Source organism: Sphingorhabdus sp. (assembly GCF_035329025.1).
Taxonomy (GTDB): domain Bacteria; phylum Pseudomonadota; class Alphaproteobacteria; order Sphingomonadales; family Sphingomonadaceae; genus Sphingorhabdus_B.
The window spans coordinates 23495-41970 of sequence record NZ_DAOLHN010000030.1; the positions used below are offsets into that span (position 1 = coordinate 23495).

Annotated in this window: 14 protein-coding genes; 9 read left to right on the top strand and 5 right to left on the bottom strand. The window is 56.4% G+C overall.

Features of this window, described 5'->3' with window-relative positions; translation table 11 throughout:
• Positions 1-66: 66 nt before the first annotated feature.
• The gene (locus PKC81_RS09810) at positions 67-2580 is read right to left on the bottom strand and encodes a TonB-dependent receptor (protein WP_324335559.1); all 2514 of its coding nucleotides are present in this window, start codon (positions 2578-2580) and stop codon (positions 67-69) included.
• 88 nt (positions 2581-2668) lie between these two features.
• Between PKC81_RS09810 and PKC81_RS09815 the strand changes: the two genes are divergently transcribed.
• Genes PKC81_RS09815 through PKC81_RS09840 form a run of 6 tightly spaced genes read left to right on the top strand, consistent with a single transcriptional unit; the run spans position 2669 to position 10060 of the window.
• On the top strand, positions 2669-3343 hold the full coding sequence (locus tag PKC81_RS09815) for a GntR family transcriptional regulator (protein WP_324335561.1): 675 nt from the start codon (positions 2669-2671) through the stop codon (positions 3341-3343).
• Between the two features lie 43 nt (positions 3344-3386).
• Entirely contained in the window at positions 3387-4298 is a 912-nt protein-coding gene (locus PKC81_RS09820) for a hydroxymethylglutaryl-CoA lyase (RefSeq protein ID WP_324335563.1), read from the top strand.
• A gap of 10 nt (positions 4299-4308) precedes the next feature.
• Positions 4309-6357, top strand: a complete 2049-nt coding sequence (locus PKC81_RS09825) for a hydantoinase/oxoprolinase family protein (protein ID WP_324335565.1) — start codon at positions 4309-4311, stop codon at positions 6355-6357.
• Between the two features lie 12 nt (positions 6358-6369).
• On the top strand, positions 6370-8244 hold the full coding sequence (locus tag PKC81_RS09830) for a hydantoinase B/oxoprolinase family protein (protein ID WP_324335567.1): 1875 nt from the start codon (positions 6370-6372) through the stop codon (positions 8242-8244).
• Entirely contained in the window at positions 8241-9422 is a 1182-nt protein-coding gene (locus PKC81_RS09835; protein ID WP_324335569.1) for a CoA transferase, read from the top strand. Before PKC81_RS09830 ends, PKC81_RS09835 begins: the two co-directional genes overlap by 4 nt.
• Entirely contained in the window at positions 9422-10060 is a 639-nt protein-coding gene (locus tag PKC81_RS09840) for an N-carbamoylsarcosine amidohydrolase (RefSeq protein ID WP_324335571.1), read from the top strand. The genes PKC81_RS09835 and PKC81_RS09840 overlap by 1 nt, the downstream gene beginning before the upstream one ends.
• 34 nt (positions 10061-10094) lie before the next feature.
• Here PKC81_RS09840 and PKC81_RS09845 read toward each other — a convergent pair whose 3' ends face one another.
• Genes PKC81_RS09845 through PKC81_RS09860 form a run of 4 tightly spaced genes read right to left on the bottom strand, consistent with a single transcriptional unit; the run spans position 10095 to position 14454 of the window.
• The gene (locus tag PKC81_RS09845) at positions 10095-11537 is read right to left on the bottom strand and encodes a bifunctional 3-(3-hydroxy-phenyl)propionate/3-hydroxycinnamic acid hydroxylase (protein WP_324335573.1); all 1443 of its coding nucleotides are present in this window, start codon (positions 11535-11537) and stop codon (positions 10095-10097) included.
• 24 nt (positions 11538-11561) lie between these two features.
• A complete protein-coding gene (locus PKC81_RS09850) occupies positions 11562-12593 on the bottom strand; it encodes an MBL fold metallo-hydrolase (protein ID WP_324335575.1) in 1032 nt (343 codons plus the stop codon).
• 5 nt (positions 12594-12598) lie between these two features.
• Positions 12599-13438, bottom strand: coding sequence for a fumarylacetoacetate hydrolase family protein (locus PKC81_RS09855; protein WP_324335576.1), 840 nt, complete (start codon positions 13436-13438; stop codon positions 12599-12601).
• Positions 13435-14454 carry a VOC family protein gene (locus tag PKC81_RS09860; protein ID WP_324335579.1) on the bottom strand — a complete coding sequence of 340 codons (1020 nt, stop codon included), beginning with the start codon at positions 14452-14454 and terminating at the stop codon, positions 13435-13437. The genes PKC81_RS09855 and PKC81_RS09860 overlap by 4 nt, the downstream gene beginning before the upstream one ends.
• A 79-nt stretch (positions 14455-14533) precedes the next feature.
• Between PKC81_RS09860 and PKC81_RS09865 the strand changes: the two genes are divergently transcribed.
• From PKC81_RS09865 to asnB, 3 genes are all read left to right on the top strand, one after another.
• Complete coding sequence (locus PKC81_RS09865; protein ID WP_324335581.1) at positions 14534-15181, top strand: TetR/AcrR family transcriptional regulator; 648 nt, start codon at positions 14534-14536, stop codon at positions 15179-15181.
• 302 nt (positions 15182-15483) lie between these two features.
• Positions 15484-16989, top strand: a complete 1506-nt coding sequence (locus PKC81_RS09870) for a lipid II flippase MurJ (protein ID WP_324335583.1) — start codon at positions 15484-15486, stop codon at positions 16987-16989.
• 18 nt (positions 16990-17007) lie between these two features.
• Positions 17008-18476 (top strand): asparagine synthase (glutamine-hydrolyzing) (gene asnB / locus PKC81_RS09875; RefSeq protein WP_324335584.1); only part of this gene is annotated, 1469 nt, incomplete at its 3' end.

An 18476-nucleotide genomic window follows, 5' to 3' on the forward strand; every position in this document is an offset into this window, starting at 1 on the left:
CTCTTCCCAGTTGCGAGGGCACAAGGAAGAAACCAAAACACCGGGGGGGCTTAGTCAGGCGTGCGCCTAGAATTTGTAACCGGCTTCTACCCCGATCAGGCGTCGTGCGCCGGGCGAGATGAACGAGCCGCCAAATTCGATCGCGGGGATCGCTTCGTTGATATATTTGCGGTCGAGCATGTTGTCAGCGAAAGCGGTAAGGTTCCAGTTTTCGCCTTCCAGCCCAAAGCGCAGGTTGAGCACGCCAAAGGCGTTGCGCTTTGCAACGCTGTAATTCGCATTGCCGACAAATCCGGGAAGCGCGAGCGCGGAGATCGGCAGCAGCTGGCTGAAGATCGTCGCACGTGTCTGGTTCTGCACGGTGTGGAACCAGGTCGGGCCCGTGATGCGGTAGTCGGCGCGTAGCACCAGATCCATCGTATTGCTCAGCGGCGCATCAATCTGCGTGCCAAGGTTGATGGTATAGTCAGCAGTGTAAGGTGACTTGTTGCCCACCGTATAGGGGCGCGAAGCGTTGGCCTTGATCTCGCTGTCGGTGATGTTGACCGAGCCGAATACCTTCCAGCCATCGACGATTTTTGCCGCGGTGTTGAGTTCGACACCCTTCACATCGACCTTGTCGATATTGGACACGACGCGCAGTAGTCCGAACGAGCCGACGAAGAATTCGAAGAACTGCATGTCGGTGATGCGGGTGTAGTAGCCCGCCAGATCGAAAGTCACGCGGTTGTCAAACAGCGATCCCTTGATGCCGGCTTCAAATGCGCTCGACTTTTCCTTGCGAAACAGGTCGTTGATTGTCACCCCGGCGCCGATTTCGGGGATGTTGAAATTGGCATTCACCAGTGCCGATGAGCCGGTATTGTTGAACCCGCCTGATTTGAATCCGACGCCCCAGTTGGCATAGATGTTGGTCGAACTGTTGGGTGTGAAGCTGAGCGTCACCTTGGGCTGCAGTTGTTTAAATTTGGCTGACTTGTCAGCGATGCTACCGGTTGCGGGAAGGCCAGGATTGATCTTCGCGCCGGTGATGGGGTCGAAAACGTTGGGAACCAGGTTGGTCGTACTACGATCTTCGACATCATAACGCAGCGCAACACCCGCCTTGAACCGGTCCGACATTTCATAATCGACCGATCCGAAAGCCGCATAAACGTCGGTCTTGAACTTGTCGTAGAACAATTGTGACGTCGGGTTGCTGCTGCCCGGAGCGTTGTAAAGCTCACGGCTTACGCCTTGACCCAGGTCTGCGCCAAGGCTGACGCCGACCGAGCGGTCGATATGCAGGCCATAGACGCCCAATTGCCAGTTCAGTGGGCCATCGCCGTTTGATGCCAGCCGGATTTCGCCGCTGATATCCTTCTGGTTGCGGATCTGCAGCTGGGTGCCGTCGCAGGTGGTGGGGCTATAGGCACCGAAGGTCGAGCCGGTGGCAGGCGCAAAAATGAAGGGGACCGGCACCTGACCGATGAAACCTGGAGGGTTTACCGGGAACCCGGTCAACGCGGCGGTCGTTGCAAAGCACTGGTTCTGAACGGCAAGGTTCGTCGCATTGGCGGGAGCGCCCAGCGCGGGCGAGATATAGCGCGCAAAGTCTGCAGATGTGCCGTCGGCTGTCAGGCTCTGATCGACATCAGAATAAAGTGCCCAGGCGGTCAGTTTGGTTGAACCGAAATCATGTTCCAGCTTTGCCGAGAAATCGATCGAGCGCTGGTCGTTTGTCGGCCGGATATTGCTATAATAACGCAACGGGTGATCATCGACATCTTCGAAGAAGGCGCCGCCAAAGGCTTCGATGTGGAACACCGAGTTGAAATTGATCGATGCGCCCGAGAGTTTGGAATAGCGTGCTTTGAGATCGAGATTGGTCGCATCGCCCAATTGCGCGATGACGCGGCCATCGATCGAATAGACTTCCTGATCGTCAACCACCTTACGGTCGAGGAACAGGTTGCGATAGAAGCCGTCGGTGGTGCGATAGTTGCCGGAAAGAACGAAGCCGACGCCGTCGCCGAGCGGCCCGGCGATGTAAGCCGACCCGTCAATTGTTTTCTCATTGGCGTAGCTGAGCTTCACCGCACCTTCGAGCGCGTCACCCGGCTTGACCGTCGAAATGACAATTGCACCTGCGGCGGCATTGCGTCCATAAATAGCGCCCTGCGGACCTTTAAGGATTTCGATCTGGCGCAGCGTGCCCTGCGTCTGGTTGAGCTGCGCAGTGTTGGTTTTCAAAATGCCGTCGACGACAAGGGCGACCGAGCTTTCCGCATCGCGCGCACCGTTGATACCTCGGATGTTGATCTGCGTATCGCCCGCTTCGGCAGTGCCGGTGACGATGGTCACCCCGGGTGTGAGTTGAGCAAAGCCCTGGGCATTGTCAGCACCAGTTTTTGACAGTGAGTCTGCATCAATAACCGAAACAGAGGCAGGAACTTCGACCAGCCGTTCGTTCTGACGACGTGCGGTGACAATGATTTCTTCTGCTTCGGCTCCGTCGTCCGCTTCCTGGGCATGAGCGAGGCTGGGGATCAACGTGCTGGCTGCAATCGATGCGAGGAGCGCATGTTTCGTGAAACGCATGGTACCAAAACTCCCTGTGATAGCTATTATTGCTTTGCAGGCAGCTTATTGTATACAAATAGCGTTCGTCAAGAGGAGCATTTTACCTATGTCCCGGGCATCGGATCGCGCTTACAGCCATATCCGCAGCATGATTTTATCCGGCGAATTGCAGCCTGGATCACAGATACGCGAAGAGGCGCTGGCCGAACTTTGCGGGGTCTCTCGCACGCCTGTACGCGACGCGCTTCGTCGATTGGAGGCGGAGCTTTTCATCCGCCGCAATGAATCGCAACGCAGCTTTGTCGCGGACTGGTCGCTCGACGATCTGGAGGAGGCCTTTCAGTTGCGTGCCATGCTGGAGGCTTATGCCGCTAGACGCGCAGCAAAGCGGATTTCGTGGGATCAGCTCGCGCGGCTGCGCAGTCACAATGACGCGATCCGGCAGGCGATAGGGGCGAGCAAGCCCGATATTCCCAAGTTTCTCGATCATAACCGCCATTTTCACGCCATCATCATGGAGGCGTCGGGTTCTCAGCGGCTTTCAGGCATGCTTGCGCAGGTAACCGAACAGCCGGTCGTTTTGCGAACTGCGCAGCAATATGACCTCGAAAATCTGCGACGCTCGCACCATGAGCATGAGGAACTAGTTATGGCTTTCGATTGCCGCGACGGGGAATGGGCGGCGGCAGTCATGACGGCGCATATCCGTCGAGCATTCCATGCCTATGCAGAGGCGCATGCGCGCGGAACCGAAAAAGGTCAGGTGGGCGAGGCTGCATAAACCTGTTTGAAATTGTATACAAATATGGCATCAGGCTCCCATCATGGATATCCCAGGCAACATCGAATTTCTTGAGGTCGGGCCGCGCGACGGGCTCCAGAACGAGAAGAATCTGGTCTCGACGGCCAACAAATTGGCGTTGATTGACCGAGTGATCGATGCCGGTGCGCGCCGGATTGAAGTGACGAGTTTTGTGAACCTCAAGCGTGTGCCGCAAATGGCCGATGCGGAGGAGGTTTGCGCTGGCTTGCCATTGCGTGACGACGTCACCTTCATTGGACTGGTCATGAACCAGCGCGGGGCGGAACGGGCGATTGCCACCGGGCGTATCGATCAATTGGGTGCCGTGGCGGTTTCAACCGATACCTTCGCGATGGCTAATCAGGGACAGACCAGCGGTGAATCGGTTGAGGCCGCAAAAGCCATCATCGAACTCGCCCGTGCGGAGGGGCGCACCGGCCAATGCACTGTCGCTGCTTCGTTCGGTTGCCCCTTTGAAGGTGAAGTATCGGAAGACCGTGTGATCGAAATGGCGCTCGCAATTGCCGAGGCCGGGCCGGTGGAGATCGCGCTTGCAGACACAATCGGCGTCGCCAACCCGGCGCATGTGGCGCGACTGGTCGAGCGTGTGCGCCAGGCGGTCCAGCCGCTTCCAGTCCGTGTCCACTTTCACAACACCCGCAACACCGGCCTCGCCAATGTCTGGGCGGCAGTAGTGGCAGGTGCGACCATCGTCGATGCGTCGCTCGGCGGGTTGGGCGGCTGCCCCTTCGCTCCGGGAGCGGCAGGCAATGTACCGAGTGAAGATGTGGTTTACATGCTCGAACGGGCCGGCGTCCGCACGGGCATGGCCTTGGACAAGTTGATTGAGGCCAGCAACTGGCTCTCGGGTGTGATGGAACGAAAACTGCCGGGAATGGTCGCGCAAGCACCGCATTTCCCAAAAGCAGCGTGAGGAGATAATAATGGGGTATCGTTTGGGCGTTGATGTCGGCGGGACATTCACCGACCTGTTGCTGTTCAATGCTGACACCGGGGCATTCTGGCGCCACAAAACACCCTCTACGCCGCATGACAGCAGCGAGGGCATATTGAATGGCGTGACGGCGATTTGCGCCAATGCGGGTGTGAAACCGGCAGAGATCGAATATTTCCTCCACGGTACCACCGTCGCCACAAATGCCGTTTTGGAAGGCAAGGGCGCACGCGTCGGACTGATCGTGACCGAAGGCTATCGTGACATCATGCAGATCGCGCGGTCTTATGTTCCGGGTGGTCTCGCGGCCTGGATCATCTGGCCAAAACCGACGCCGCTGGCGGCACTGGAAGATACCGTCACCGTCGCGGGCAGGATGAATGCGCAGGGGCAGGAAGTCCGACCGCTCAACGAAAGTTCGGCACGTGAGGCGTTGACGCAGCTCAAGGACCAGGGCGTCGAAGCCATCACGGTCAGCTTCATGAACGCCTATACCAATGGCACGCACGAAAAGCGTGTCGGCGAACTGGCGCGCGAAATCATGCAGGATGTGCCCGTTTCGCTCAGCCATGAAGTGCTGCCGGAGATGCAGGAATATGAGCGCACCCTGACGACCGTCGCCAATGCGGCGGTGCGACCGGTGGTGAGCAAATATGTCTCCAATTTGCGCAACAAGCTGGCGGATTCAGGCTTTACCGGAAAACTCTCGCTGCTACGTTCGGATGGCGGGTTGATGTCGGCGCAAAAGGCCGAAGAGCATCCGGTCAACATCCTGATGTCCGGTCCGGCGGGCGGGGTTACGGGCGCGTTGTGGGTCGGCAAGAATGCGGGGATCAAGAATATCCTCACACTCGATGTGGGTGGCACCTCAACCGACGTGGCGCTGATCGAAAATCTGGAGCCGCGTCGCGTCCGTACTACCGAAGTCGGACATCTGGCGGTGCGCGCTTCATCGCTCGACGTAAAGACCGTCGGTGCAGGCGGCGGATCGATCGCCTATGTGCCCGAGCTGACCGGCGCCTTACGCGTCGGTCCGCAATCGGCCGGCGCGGTGCCCGGGCCGGTCGCTTATGGCAAAGGCGGCGAATTGCCGACGGTGACCGACGCCAATGTCGTGCTCGGCTATCTGCCGGAAAACCTGCTGGGCGGCAGCTTCCAGCTCGATCGCGAAGGCGCGAAAAAGGCGGTGCAGACTATCGCTGACGCGCTGGGTATCGACCTGATGTCGGCGGCGCGCGGGATCATCGACATCGTGAATGAGAATATGTTCGGCGCGTTGCGGATGATTTCGGTGCAGCAAGGCTATGACCCCCGCCACTTTGCGCTGATGGGCTTTGGCGGTGCCGGGCCGTTGCACGTCAACGCCGTTGCGCGGTTGATGGGAAGCTGGCCGGCGATCTCGCCTGTGTCCCCTGGCGTGCTCTGCGCCCTGGGAGATGCGACCACGCGGATGCGCACCGAAACCGCCCGTTCCTTCTCGCGGCTGGCGACGACCACCGACGCGCAGGAACTGATCGGCATCCTCAAGGAAATGGCCGACCAGACGCGTGCCGAGCTGCGTTCAGATGGCATCGCCGATGCGGATATCAGCAGCGAGTTTGAAATCGATGTCCGCTATGCGGGGCAGGCGTTCGAAGTGCCGTTGACGATCACACCCGAAGTGCTCGAACGCGATGGCATTGACGGCATATTGCAGCGCTTCGACGAGGAGCATTTGCGGCTCTTCACTTTCAACATGGATACGCCCCATGAAATCGTGAACCTGCGCGCCGTGGCATTGGGGCAGGCGCTCGACCTGCCGGCCGCCGAACTGCCCAAGGGCGATGGCAATCCCATTGCTGCCAAGATGCGCGATCACAGTTTGTGGATGGATGGCAAGGAACAGGCGGCAGTGATCTACGACCGGTCGAAGCTGCGGCAGGGCGACATCATCCCGGGCCCGGCCATTGTCGTCGAAATGGATTCCACCACGCTCATCGAAACCGGATGCGTTGCGACCGTCGACAAGGTCGGCAACATCCTGATCAATCTGGCTTGAGGAGGCGACATCATGCCCGCCACAATCATTGAAACCAACCCCACACCGTTCAACAAGGTCGCGATCGACCCGGTCACACTCGACATCATCGAAAACGCGCTGCGCAATGCGCGTATCGAAATGGATGCAACGTTGGTGCGTACGGCAATGTCGCCCGGCATCCGCGAACAGGGCGATGCTTTTCCGCTGATTGCCGATCATACCGGCAAGATGATCGTCGGCCAGTTCGGCAGCTTTATCGGCGGCTTCCTCGATAACTTCGATGGCACGCTCGAAGACGGCGACATGATCTTCCTGTCCGATCCCTATTCCTGCGCTGGTGCGGTCAGCCACTCGAACGACTGGCTGGTGCTTCTTCCGGTGTTCAAGGATGGACGGCTGATCGCCTACACTTCGATGTTCGGCCACCAGTCTGATATCGGCGGCAAGGTGGTCGGTTCGATGCCGATCAATGCGCATTCGATCTTTGAAGAAGGGGTGCGCATCCCGCCGGTCAAGATCTGGAAAAAGGGCGAGTATAATGACGACCTGATGAAGCTCGTCATGCACCAGACGCGCAAGCCCGATTGGTGCCAGGCGGATTTGAACGCGCTCATCGCCTCCTGCCGGGTCGCGGCGCGACGGGTGATTGAAATGGCGGCACGCTTTGGTGATGACGTTTATGTATCGGCGACGCAGGAACTGCTGGCGCGCAACCACCGCGCGATGAAATCGCTGATTGCCATGGCGATTGGTGAAGAGCCGGTGGCCTTCGAAGACTATATCTGCGACGATGGTATGGGTGCAGGCCCGTACAAGATCAAATGCACGATGTGGCGCGAAGGCGAAAAGGTCGTGCTCGATTTCGCGGGAACCGATCCGCAGAGCCAAGCCTCGATCAACTTCTATCTCAACGAAAACATGTTCAAGATGTTCTTCGGCATCTACATGATCATGGTCTTCGATCCGCAGATCCTGTTCAACGACGGCTTTTACGATTTGATCGATGTGCGCATCCCAGAAGGCTCGCTCCTCAAACCCAAATTCCCCGCAGCGCTTTCGGGTCGCACCCATGCGCTTGGCCGCATTTTCGACATTCTAGGCGGACTATTGGGCCAAAAAACGCCGGAATTCCTGAATGCGGCCGGATTTTCCTCCAGCCCCCATCTTTTCTATTCGGGCCATGACAAGAAGGGTGATTGGTTCCAGCTCTTCCAGATCGGTTTCGGTGGTGTCCCGGGCCGACCGATGGGTGACGGACCGGATGGCCATTCGCTATGGCCGGGCTTTACCAATGTGCCCAACGAATTTCTGGAGCGCTATTTCCCGTTGTTGATCGAGCGCTACGAAACCGAACCGGATAGCGGGGGTGCGGGTCTGCATCGCGGTGGCAACGGCATCCACATGACCTATCGCTTCCTCAGCCCCGGTACGATCTCCATCCACGACGATCGCTGGTTTGTGCCGCCTTGGGGCGTCAATGGCGGTGAGCCGGGCAAGCGCGCGCGCAAGATCCTCGAAAAGGCCGATGGCACTTCGCAGATCATTGGCAACAAGGTGGAGGAAGTGCAGGTCGAGGAAGGAGACCAGTTGCACTTCATCACCTGGGGTGGCGGCGGCTGGGGTGATCCGCTCGAGCGCGATCCGGCTCTGGTCGCCAAGGAAATCGTACAAGGCCTCGTTACCGCGGAAGGCGCAAAAGCCTATGGTGTGGTGGCCAGCGAACATGGCGTGGTAGACAGCTCCGCTACCGAAGCCCTGCGCGCCCAATTGCGCAGCGAGCGCGGCACATTGCCGCTGTTCAACTATGGCCCGGGCATCGAAGTTCTGCGCGCCAATTGCGAGGCGGAAACCGGCCTTAAGGCACCTGTCCAGCCTGTCTGGCCGATGCTGGAGGCAGCAGAGTGAGCGCGTTAAAAGGATTGCGTGTTGTCGAGATGGGTCAGCTTTTGGCGGGCCCCTTTTGCGGCCAATTGCTCGGCGATATGGGTGCGGACGTCATCAAGGTTGAACCGCCCGGTGCGGGCGACCCGATGCGTGTCTGGGGGCAGGGCAAAGACAAGGTTCAGTGGGAAGTCATTGCCCGCAACAAGAAGTGCGTCTCCGCCAATCTGCGCATTGCCGAGGGTCAGGAACTGGTCCGTAAGCTGATTGCGACTGCCGATATTCTCATCGAGAATTTCAAACCCGGCACGATGGAAAAATGGGGTCTCGCGCCCGAACAGCTCTTGGCCGAACAGCCGGGCCTGATCATCGCGCGCATGTCCGGCTATGGTCAGACCGGGCCCTATTCGGATCGTGCAGGCTTTGGCGGCATTGGTGAAGCGATGGGCGGCTGGCGCTATATTGTCGGCGAACCTGACAGACCACCCAGCCGCATGGGCGTTTCGATCGGCGATACGTTGACGGCCACTTATGGGTGCATGGGCGTGCTTGCGGCGCTCCACCATCGCAACCAGACCGGCAAGGGCCAGATTGTCGATGCGGCGCTCTATGAAAGCGTGCTGCAGGTGATGGAAGGACTCGTGCCCGAATATGCCCATGAAGGGGTTATCCGCGAACGGTCAGGTTCGATCCTTCCCGGCATCGCGCCTTCAAATGTCTACATCTGCAAAGACGGCGAATATATGATCGGGGCCAACAAGGATTCGCTCTGGCAAAGGCTCGCCGAAGCGATGGGGCGGCCGGAACTGGGGACTGACGAACGCTACGCCACACATCTGGCGCGCGGCCAGAACCAGCTGGAACTCGACGAACTGATCAACGCCTGGACCAAGACGCTGACGGTCGATGAAGTCGATGCACTGATGATTGCCTATTCGATTCCCGCAGGCCGTGTGTATCGGGCACCGGAGATGCTGGCTGACCCACATTTCAAGGCGCGCGAAGCGATCATCGAGGTGGAAACCGAACGGTTCGGCAAACTCAAGATGCAGGGCGCTTTCCCGAAACTGTCCGCTACTCCCAGCGGTGTGCGCTCCCCTGCGCCGTCGCTGGTCGGGCAGCATAATGAAGAGGTTTATGGTGGCCTGCTCGGCATGTCCGGGCAGGAGATTGAGGAACTGACAGCGGCGGGTGCCATCTGATGCCTGAAGCCGACGACCTATCGGCCAACTATTCAGGCACCTTCAACGGCCACTTGCCGTTTGGCCAAAAACCGGCCTTGCTGATTGTCGATTTTGTAATGGCCTATCTCGACAAGGATTCGCCGCTCTATGCGGGCGCAGAAGATGCGCTTGCCAGCAATGAACGATTGTTGTCGGCGGCTCGCGCGGCGGGGGTTCCGGTGATTTTCACCAATGTTGTCTATCAGCCTGGTGGTGCGGATGGTGGATTATTCTACAAGAAAATCCCAGCACTTAGCGCGTTCGATAAAGGCTCGCCGCTGGGCGATTTTCCACCGACGCTTAGGCCCGAAGCAGGCGAATTGGTCATTTCGAAACAATATGCTTCTGCCTTTTTCGGAACAAATCTTGCCGCCGCGCTTCGCGACAAACATGTCGACACATTGCTGATCACCGGAATGTCAACATCGGGATGCGTCCGGGCGACTGCCCTTGACGCTCTCCAATACGGCTTTGCACCTTTTGTAGTTCGCGATGCCTGCGGAGACCGCCATCCGGCACCGCATGAGTCCAATCTCTTCGACCTGCAGGCCAAATATGCCGAGGTGATTTCTGAGCCCGAGGCCGTGCGCCTGATGGCCACCCGACTGGAAGCATAGCTCCAGCAAACGGGGTTCGGATCGCGGTCGACCCTCAACCGCCGAGGGTCAATTCCCAGGCTTCGCGCAAATGTTCGGGATCTCCGGAACCATAAACATATTTGTCCGGACGAACCAATGCTGCCTCAACCCCCGTCCGCTGGAGCCAGCTACGGAGCTGTTCCGAAAATGGCGCAAATGGTGCGCTGTCCAAATCCGCTTTTGAGATCAACCAATGCTGATGGCCCAGAAGATCATCGGTCCGACGGCCGTCATGCGATGCAAATTGCGGAAAATAGCTTCCTGCGGCTGCACTTCCCGCAAGGATCGCACCGGTTGAAACAGGCGGATAGGCTGGCGGACCATCAGGCAATTTGCCAAGCATCCGGGCAAGTTTGAACTTCATGTCGCGCAAAAATGCGCCCCATTTGCTGGTGATGCAGACGGTACGACCCATCATGATCGCCATGTCGATCGTTGCGCGCAAATTGGGGGCACGTTCGGGTTGGTAGCTGTCGAGCAGTGCATCTTTAGCCTCGCCCTTGATCACCGCAGCCAGTTTCCATGCGAGGTTGGCCGCGTCCCTTAATCCGGAGCACATCCCCTGTCCGGCAAAGGGCGGGGTCTGGTGCGCGGCGTCACCCGCGAGCAGCACCCGACCTTTGCGCCATTGCTCGGCAATCCGCGCGCGGAAGGTATAGACGGCCTTGCGTTCCATCCGGACGGCGCCTTTGACATTCCAGGGTTCGAGCAGCTTTTCGATGAAGGCATCATCGCTCACCTGCTCCGCCGTCTCGCCCGGCTTTATCATGAATTCCCAACGGTGCCGCCCTTCGCCCATCAGCACACAAGTGGTCGGCCTTTCAGGATTGCAGATTTGCAGGTTCGCATCGGGCAGACGTGAATAATCATCGACCAATACATCGACCACCAGCCAGGGCTCTTCGAAATTGAGGTCTTCAAACGCAATCCCGGCAGCCTTGCGCACCGGCGAGCGCGCGCCATCTGCGCCGACGAGATACTGCGCCCGGATCGTCCTTTCGCCGTCAGGCGTTGCGATTTGCGCGGTCACGCCCTTGCCCTCATCCACAAAGGATTCCAGTTCCCACCTGCTGTGCAATTCCGCATTGGCGTAGGTCGAGAGCGATTGGCGAAGTGCGGCCTCGACCGAAGGCTGGTGGATCATGTTCGCCACTGGCCAGCCGCCCGGGCCAAACTGATCCGAACCTTCGAAGCGCAACAGCACATCGCCCTTGGCGTTGAGGAAATCATAGCGTGACACCCGTCGACTGCCGGCCATCACTTCGTCGGCCACGCCCGCCTCTTGCAGGATGCGCATGCATTCATGGTCGATATGCGCCGCCCGCGGCAGCGGATAGATATCCGCTTCCTTCTCCGCGACGATCACCTTCACCCCGCGCCGGGCCAGCAGCACCGCCAGCGTTACCCCCGTCGGCCCGCCGCCAGCGATCAGCACATCGCAGTCGAAGTCCGTCATCGCATTTACTCCTTTCGGGCGCATTCAAAGCACCAGTGTCATCCCGTCCTGCGCAACCGTGATCTTGCCCTTGTAATGTTCGGCCATATTTTCGGTGTACATCTGCCGGACGACGAAGCTGTCCGGATAGGGAATGAGGTGCGTGAGAAGCAGGTGCTTCACCCCGGCCTCCTGCGCCTGTTTGGCAAGCGCCATATTGTCGGCATGATAGGGGATGGTTCGTTCGGCAACGGTGGCTTCAAAGTCCATCCCCAGTTTCTTCATCTGCGGGATGGCGCGCCGCACCATATGCGCAGCATAGGATTCGTGGATCGCCAGATTGGCATCGCGCATCGCATCCATATTCACCGGGCTGACTTCGGTATCGCCGCTGATGAAGACTTTTTTGCCCTTATATTTGAGGACATAGCCCAGTGCCGGTTTTACCGGATCATGCGCAACCAGCGTGGCGTCGATTGTCACCCCATCCTTGTCATATACCCGCACAGCGTGCTGCCCTTCGGCAAAGGTGATTTCGAGCGGTACGCCAAAGGCGACAGCACGGTTCTTCGCAAGGTGCGGCATATTGGTGCTGCGATAACCTTCGTCGAGCGCATAGGCCTGCGCGAAGCCATCGAGCACCTGTTTGGTACCAACCGGCCCCTGCACTTCAAGCGGCGACTTGCGGCCCCAGATCCAGCCTGCATTGATAAGCGTCGCAAGGTCGTTGAAATGATCCGAATGGAAATGGGTAATATAAACCCGTTCCAATTGGTTCACCGGAATTTTCGAATGCGCGAGCGAGCGAACCGCACCGTCCCCCACATCAAACAGGAACATCTTGCCGCCTGCCGACACCAAAGTGCAGGCCTGCGCCTTGGCAGAGCTGATCTCTGGCGAACCCGTGCCGCAGATCAGAACGCGCACATGCTCCTTATCCGTAAGGAAGCTGCGATCCGGCTGCTGCTGCAACCTGGCCTGGATGGCCCGGTCAACCAGCACATCACGATTGACCCATGCCAGCACCGTTGCGGCGGCAAGCAACGCAATCGTCGCGTAAGCCAGTTTGCGAAGCATCGGTCTCAGCTTTCTGCGGCCATCTTGGCCTCGATATGGCCAAGACCATCAATCTCGCAGCGTACGACATCACCGGCCTTCAGAAACTGGCGGGGGTCCATTGCCGCGCCGACACCGCCCGGCGTTCCGGTGAACAGGCAATCGCCGGGCTCCAGCGTCATGCCAACCGAAAGATGTTCGACCTGTTGCCAGATGTTGAAGACGAGATGTTTGCTGTTCGAATCTTGCCGCTTCTCACCATTGACGAAGCAGCGCAAACCCAGATTGTGAGGATCACAAACCTCATCGGCGGTCACGATCCAAGGGCCCATCGGCGCGTGGGTGTCAAAGCTTTTGCCGAGCGACCATTGCGGTCCGGCATGCTGCCACATCCGCTCGGTCACATCATTGCCGACGCAATAGCCAAAGATGGCTGAAGGGGCATCCTCGACGCCCAGATGCTTGCCGCCCTTGCCAATCACCGCCACCAGTTCGACCTCATAATCATTGGTCATAGTGCCGGTCGCGATTTCGATATCGTCAAAAGGCGCATTGACGCTGGTCTGCGCCTTGGTGAACCAGACCTGCCGCTGCGGGGTTTCCATCTTCGATTCTTCGATATGGTCGGCGTAGTTGAGGCCGATCGCAAAGATCTTGCCCGGGCGCTGCACCGGCGCCTCCAACTTCACCGATGCCAACGGAACCCCGCCACCAGCCGCCGCCTTGGCCTCAAGGCCGGATTTGAGAGCATCCCAATCGCGGATGAGGTCTATCATTGTGCCTTCGACGCCGCTATCGATGATCTGGTCAACAACGACGATACCGGTGCGGGTTTGACCATTGGCTGTGTAGGTTGCGAGTTTCATGCGGGATTTCCTTTGGGCTGGCGGCTGAACAGCCGTTTGATGCGGATATTGAGGGCGGTGAAAAAGGCAATAAGGCCCGGCGGGGGCGGCATCTTGCCTGCAAACATCGGATGGGGCGCGCCCCATTGCACGGCGAGCAGGGCGCTCATCGGCTGCTTCTGCGGCTGATCGGCAGCGGTAAACAAGTCGCCATCGGTCCAATGCTCCAGCTCGTTTCCGAACGGATCCTTCCAATAATCGAAAACCTGGCTGCCCATGATGTGGCGGCCGACGCCCCAAGCAGCTTCGCGCTTCTTTGATTTGAGGTGCTGATGGCCCAGCATCAGGTCATCGAGATTGGCGACTTCGAATGCGGCGTGCAGTAATCCGAGCGGCCCTGGCAGTTGTGCAAGGAAGAGTGTGTGGTGATCTGCAGGCTTGTCCCCACGGTCACAACGCATGAACGCACCTAAGGGCACATCCTTTGCCGCTTCCACTTCATCAGATGTCAGGAAGCCGAAGCGGTCCTTGTACCATTTTTCCGAAACCCGGAAATCCCGCACCTTGAGCACGGCGTGACCGATGCGGCGGACATGCGCGGGTGCAGAATCGAGGCGCACTGTCGAACGGAAACGCGGCTTAGCGGCTGCGGTGTTGCGCGGCGGATCGGGGAATGAAAGCGAAGCGTCACTTTTAGACTGGCCGGCAACGACTTCAACGCCATAGCCATCGGGGTCGGTCAGGCGGGCAATCTTGCCGCCGCCAGGTTCGTTGATGTCTTCAACGGCGACACCCTCGGCTGCTGCAAGTTTTTCCAGATCGGCCACCGTTTCCGCACGAAAGCCGACGGCGAGGAACTTTGCTTCGCCCGGCTCGGTTACGTGAACAAAGGGTCGACCGTCGCTGCCTTTGCCGTAGAGCCGACCGTCAGCCTCGAAGGTCTGCATTCCGAAATCGTCAAGAAATGCCCGCATGGCGGAAAGGTCCGGCGCGGCAAAGCGCACATGTGCAATATCCTCGATCTTGATGATCGCCATCGCGCGTCCTCCCCGATTCGTTATTGACTATTTGGTCAAATAGATTGCAATTGACCATATAGTCAAGTATGAATCAGCGATGACTTCCGCTCCAGCATCTCGCCGTTTATCTTCCCGCTCGGCCCGCACCCGTGCCGCTTTGATCGCTGCGGGTTTTGAACTACTTGTAGAGCGCCCGATCGACGCCATCCCGATTGACGATGTCGTGGCAAAGGCGGGGGTCGCCAAAGGCAGTTTTTTCAACCATTTTGCGGACAAACAGGCTTTCGCCAACGCCATTGCCACAGAGGTGCGGCTCGAGGTCGAAGAACTGGTGACCCGGGCGAATGCCTCCATCACAAACCCTGTCGAGCGTATCGCTGGCGGGATGCGGGTTGTCGCGGAATTTGCCCTGACGCAACCAAAGCGGACCCTGGTGCTACTGCGCAGTCAGGGCTCACCGACATCGCGCTCACATCCTTTGAATCAAGGCCTGCGCGACGATATTGAAGCGGCATACCAGCAAGGGTTGATCCGGCGGGAGGCCAAAGAAAGCGGCGTGCTGTACTGGCTAGGGCTGTGCCAGGCGGTGATGACTGAACTTTCGGCAAACGGGCAGAGCGGATCTGCAACGAGCCAATGCCTTCCGGAAATGCTGGTTCTCGGTTTGACCGGTTTGGGCGTGCCGCAATCCACGGCCGCCAATTTGGCGAGTTGCATCGGATCATCAACCAGCGAATTTAGCTGAAGTTTTTGACCGACTTAGAAAACATAATTGTGTTGAAATTGTTGGGGCATCCGTTTTGGTCCATCTAGTGTTGGTGCCCTACCTGGCACTTTATGCAGCCACTGGCGCAGATGAGACGCTTTTTGGACAACCCATAATAACGCGATTTGACCGTGGCGCGCTATCTCGAGTTTGCGGAGCATGATGTTTGCTTGTAGAGACTGTTTCAATGACAGGAAAGATCGACCAAAAAATGTCTTGGCGAAAGACATGGAATTTTAAACTATGTAATAGTTGCAATTGATGATTGGCAATAATGTAGAATGGAAAATGTAGATAAATATAGTAATTCATCTATTATAAAGAATGTTTTTGCCGCAAGTGGAATGCTTTCTTTTGTATTGATCCTTGGTAGAATTTCTGGATTATTTAGAGAAATAAAAATAGCATCAACATATGGCCTATCAGATAAAGCTGACGCGGCTATTATTTTAATAAGCATTCCTGATCTGCTTGTGAATTTATTGGTGGCAGGCGGCCTGAGTGCGGTGTTGGTGCCTACATTCAGGTCGCTTGCGCCAGAGGCTGCGGCACAATTACACCGCAGGGCGCTAACGGTGTCGTTCGGCGCATTTGGCTTCGTTGCGCTTATATTCTATTTAGTTCCTGATTTCATCCTTTATGCGCTTGCTCCCGGCTTCGCCTCAGATTTTCCGTTTCCTCACATTGCAATAGCATTTGTTGCCTTCTCGATCCCAATCACAGCATTTTCCGGCGTCACAAGCGCTTACTTGAATGCAAATGATCGATTCCTGATCGCTGGACTTGGGACTCTCGTTTTCAATGTTATCGTTATAACGGGACTAATGTTCGCCAACGACGATGATGGGATGTTGATACTCAGCTTAGCTATTTTGGTTGCCGCTGCTGTGCGATGGATTTCCCAGCTGCCGTGCGTCCCACGCGAAGCGTGGAGCATAAGGCATGAACGGGTTGCCAATGATGACGTTTTTGTTCGGCCCTTTCTTATCGGCACCATCGCAACAAGTTTGATTCTTGTACCTCCAGTGCTTGTCCGCGCGGCAGCCTCCTTATTGGAATCGGGAAATATTGCTGCATTCAACTATGCTCAGAAGATCGTCGAATTGCCAACAGGTGTTTTGCTTACGGCGATAAGCTTGGTCGCATTGTCAAAATTGAGCGGATATTATAATGATGGATTGCATGAATTAGCTAAAAAAACAGTTATATCTGGTATAAGAATTTCTCTTTTGATATCTTGTTGTATTTTGTGTTTTGCGTATCCATTGATGGAATATATAGTAGACTTATTGTTTGATTATGGGAAAATGCAAGAGAGAGAGCTTTTAAAAATATCAGAGCTTACTAGAATATCTATCTTAGTTCTTCCGTTTATATCAATAACCAGCATGTTGTCGTCCATGCTTTACTCTATGAAGCGCGTCAATGCAGTTTTGTATTCAAATATAATTTCTTTAATATTGTGTATATTTTTCACAATACCGGGAATTGTCTATAGTAACTCTCAATTGCTTATGCTATCCATCACTGCATCGCAAATTTGTCTTGCATGGTTTCTCGCAAAGGCGACTGACATTAGAATTTTCACGGATGGGGCCATTTTTAATCGGCGGTATTCTGTGTTGCTGCTGGGAGCTGTCGCGTTATGTCTGCCATTTGCGTTTCTGGCTTCTAGCTTGGCGTCTGTGAACATATTCTTCGGTTTTGCGGTAGCTGGTTCGTGTTTCCTTGTGGTGATGGCAATCGCAGTACGTCGATTGATGGCGGCGGAGGCAGGGCAAGGTTAAGGCCTAGCCTTTGACTGCTTGATTTGGCGCATCACGCCACTAATGGTGGGAAAAGCTAAATGGCCACATGCGCAGTTGGATCATTTTAGGATAGAGGTTTCAAATAAAGTGTGTGGGATTTTTGGATATTTTTCCCGAGACGGGGGGAGTGCGGCTGACGATGTGCCGTTGCGTATGGCACATGTGCTGCGCCATAGAGGTCCAGATGATCACGGCATCTATGCTGGAGACGGCGTAGCACTCGGCAATCAAAGACTTTCCATCATCGACATCCATGGCGGACACCAACCATTTTTTTCCGACGGCGGTGAAATCGTCGTTGTCCAGAACGGTGAAATTTTTAACTATGTCGAACTGGCAGCTTACGCCAAAAGTGCAGGGAATCCATGCCGAACTAATTCGGATACAGAGGTTATCCTTCGCCTTTATGAGCTGGAAGGCATAGAGTTTGTCCATAAGTTAAATGGAATGTTTGCGATTGCCATTTATGACAAGCGCAAACGGACAATGCATTTGGTGCGTGATCGTATTGGAGTCAAACCTCTCTATATTCATGATGACGGTAATCGACTGATCTTTGCCTCGGAAATCAAGTCAATCCTCGAAGCGTTGCCGCGCAAACCTGATGTCGATGCGGAAGCAATACATCATTTCTTGACGTTCAATTATGTCCCAGCGCCATTTACGATGTATCAACACGTACGCCATCTCATGCCGGGACACAGACTAGAAATATCACCTGATAGAACCACGATGGTGCAATGGTGGGATCTCGCGTCATCTGCTCCTGTCCTGAACAGGAAAGAGGACGATTGGATCGAAGAGTTTAATGCTATTCTCGACGATGCAGTAAGGATCCGCATGCGATCGGATGTACCGTTTGGTGCATTTCTTTCAGGCGGCGTAGACTCGAGTACTATCGTTGGTTTGATGTCGCGTCACCAAGCATCTCCAACAAAAACCTTTTGTATAGGCTTTGACGATCCACGATTTGATGAGTCGCCGTTTGCACAGATGGCCGCAGACCGGTTCGGGACCGATCACGTCGTGGAATTCGTCGATCCGGACATGTTGGGCTTTTGGCGGGATGCCACTTACTTTTGCGACCAGCCCCATGGCGATGTTTCATTCTTGCCGACGCATCGGGTTTCGCAACTCGCTGTGCGCCATGTCAAAGTTGTGCTGACCGGCGACGGCGGGGACGAGCTTTTCGCGGGCTACGACAAGTATCGGGACTTCTTCGAGCGGCCGGGATTGGTTGATATGCCTGATGACAGGTTTTTCAGATCCTACTTCGACAGCATTTCGCTCATGGATGGGCGTTCGAAACTCGAAATCTACTCTGCGAACGCGCGCGATCAACTGTCACAGATTGACAGCTATGCGGTAGCGGAGCCGTGGTTCAAGAAAGTGCCGCATTTTGACAGGGTCAACCAAGCCCTTTTCCTGGACATGCAGCTACTCCTAAGCGGGAACAATCTGGTGAA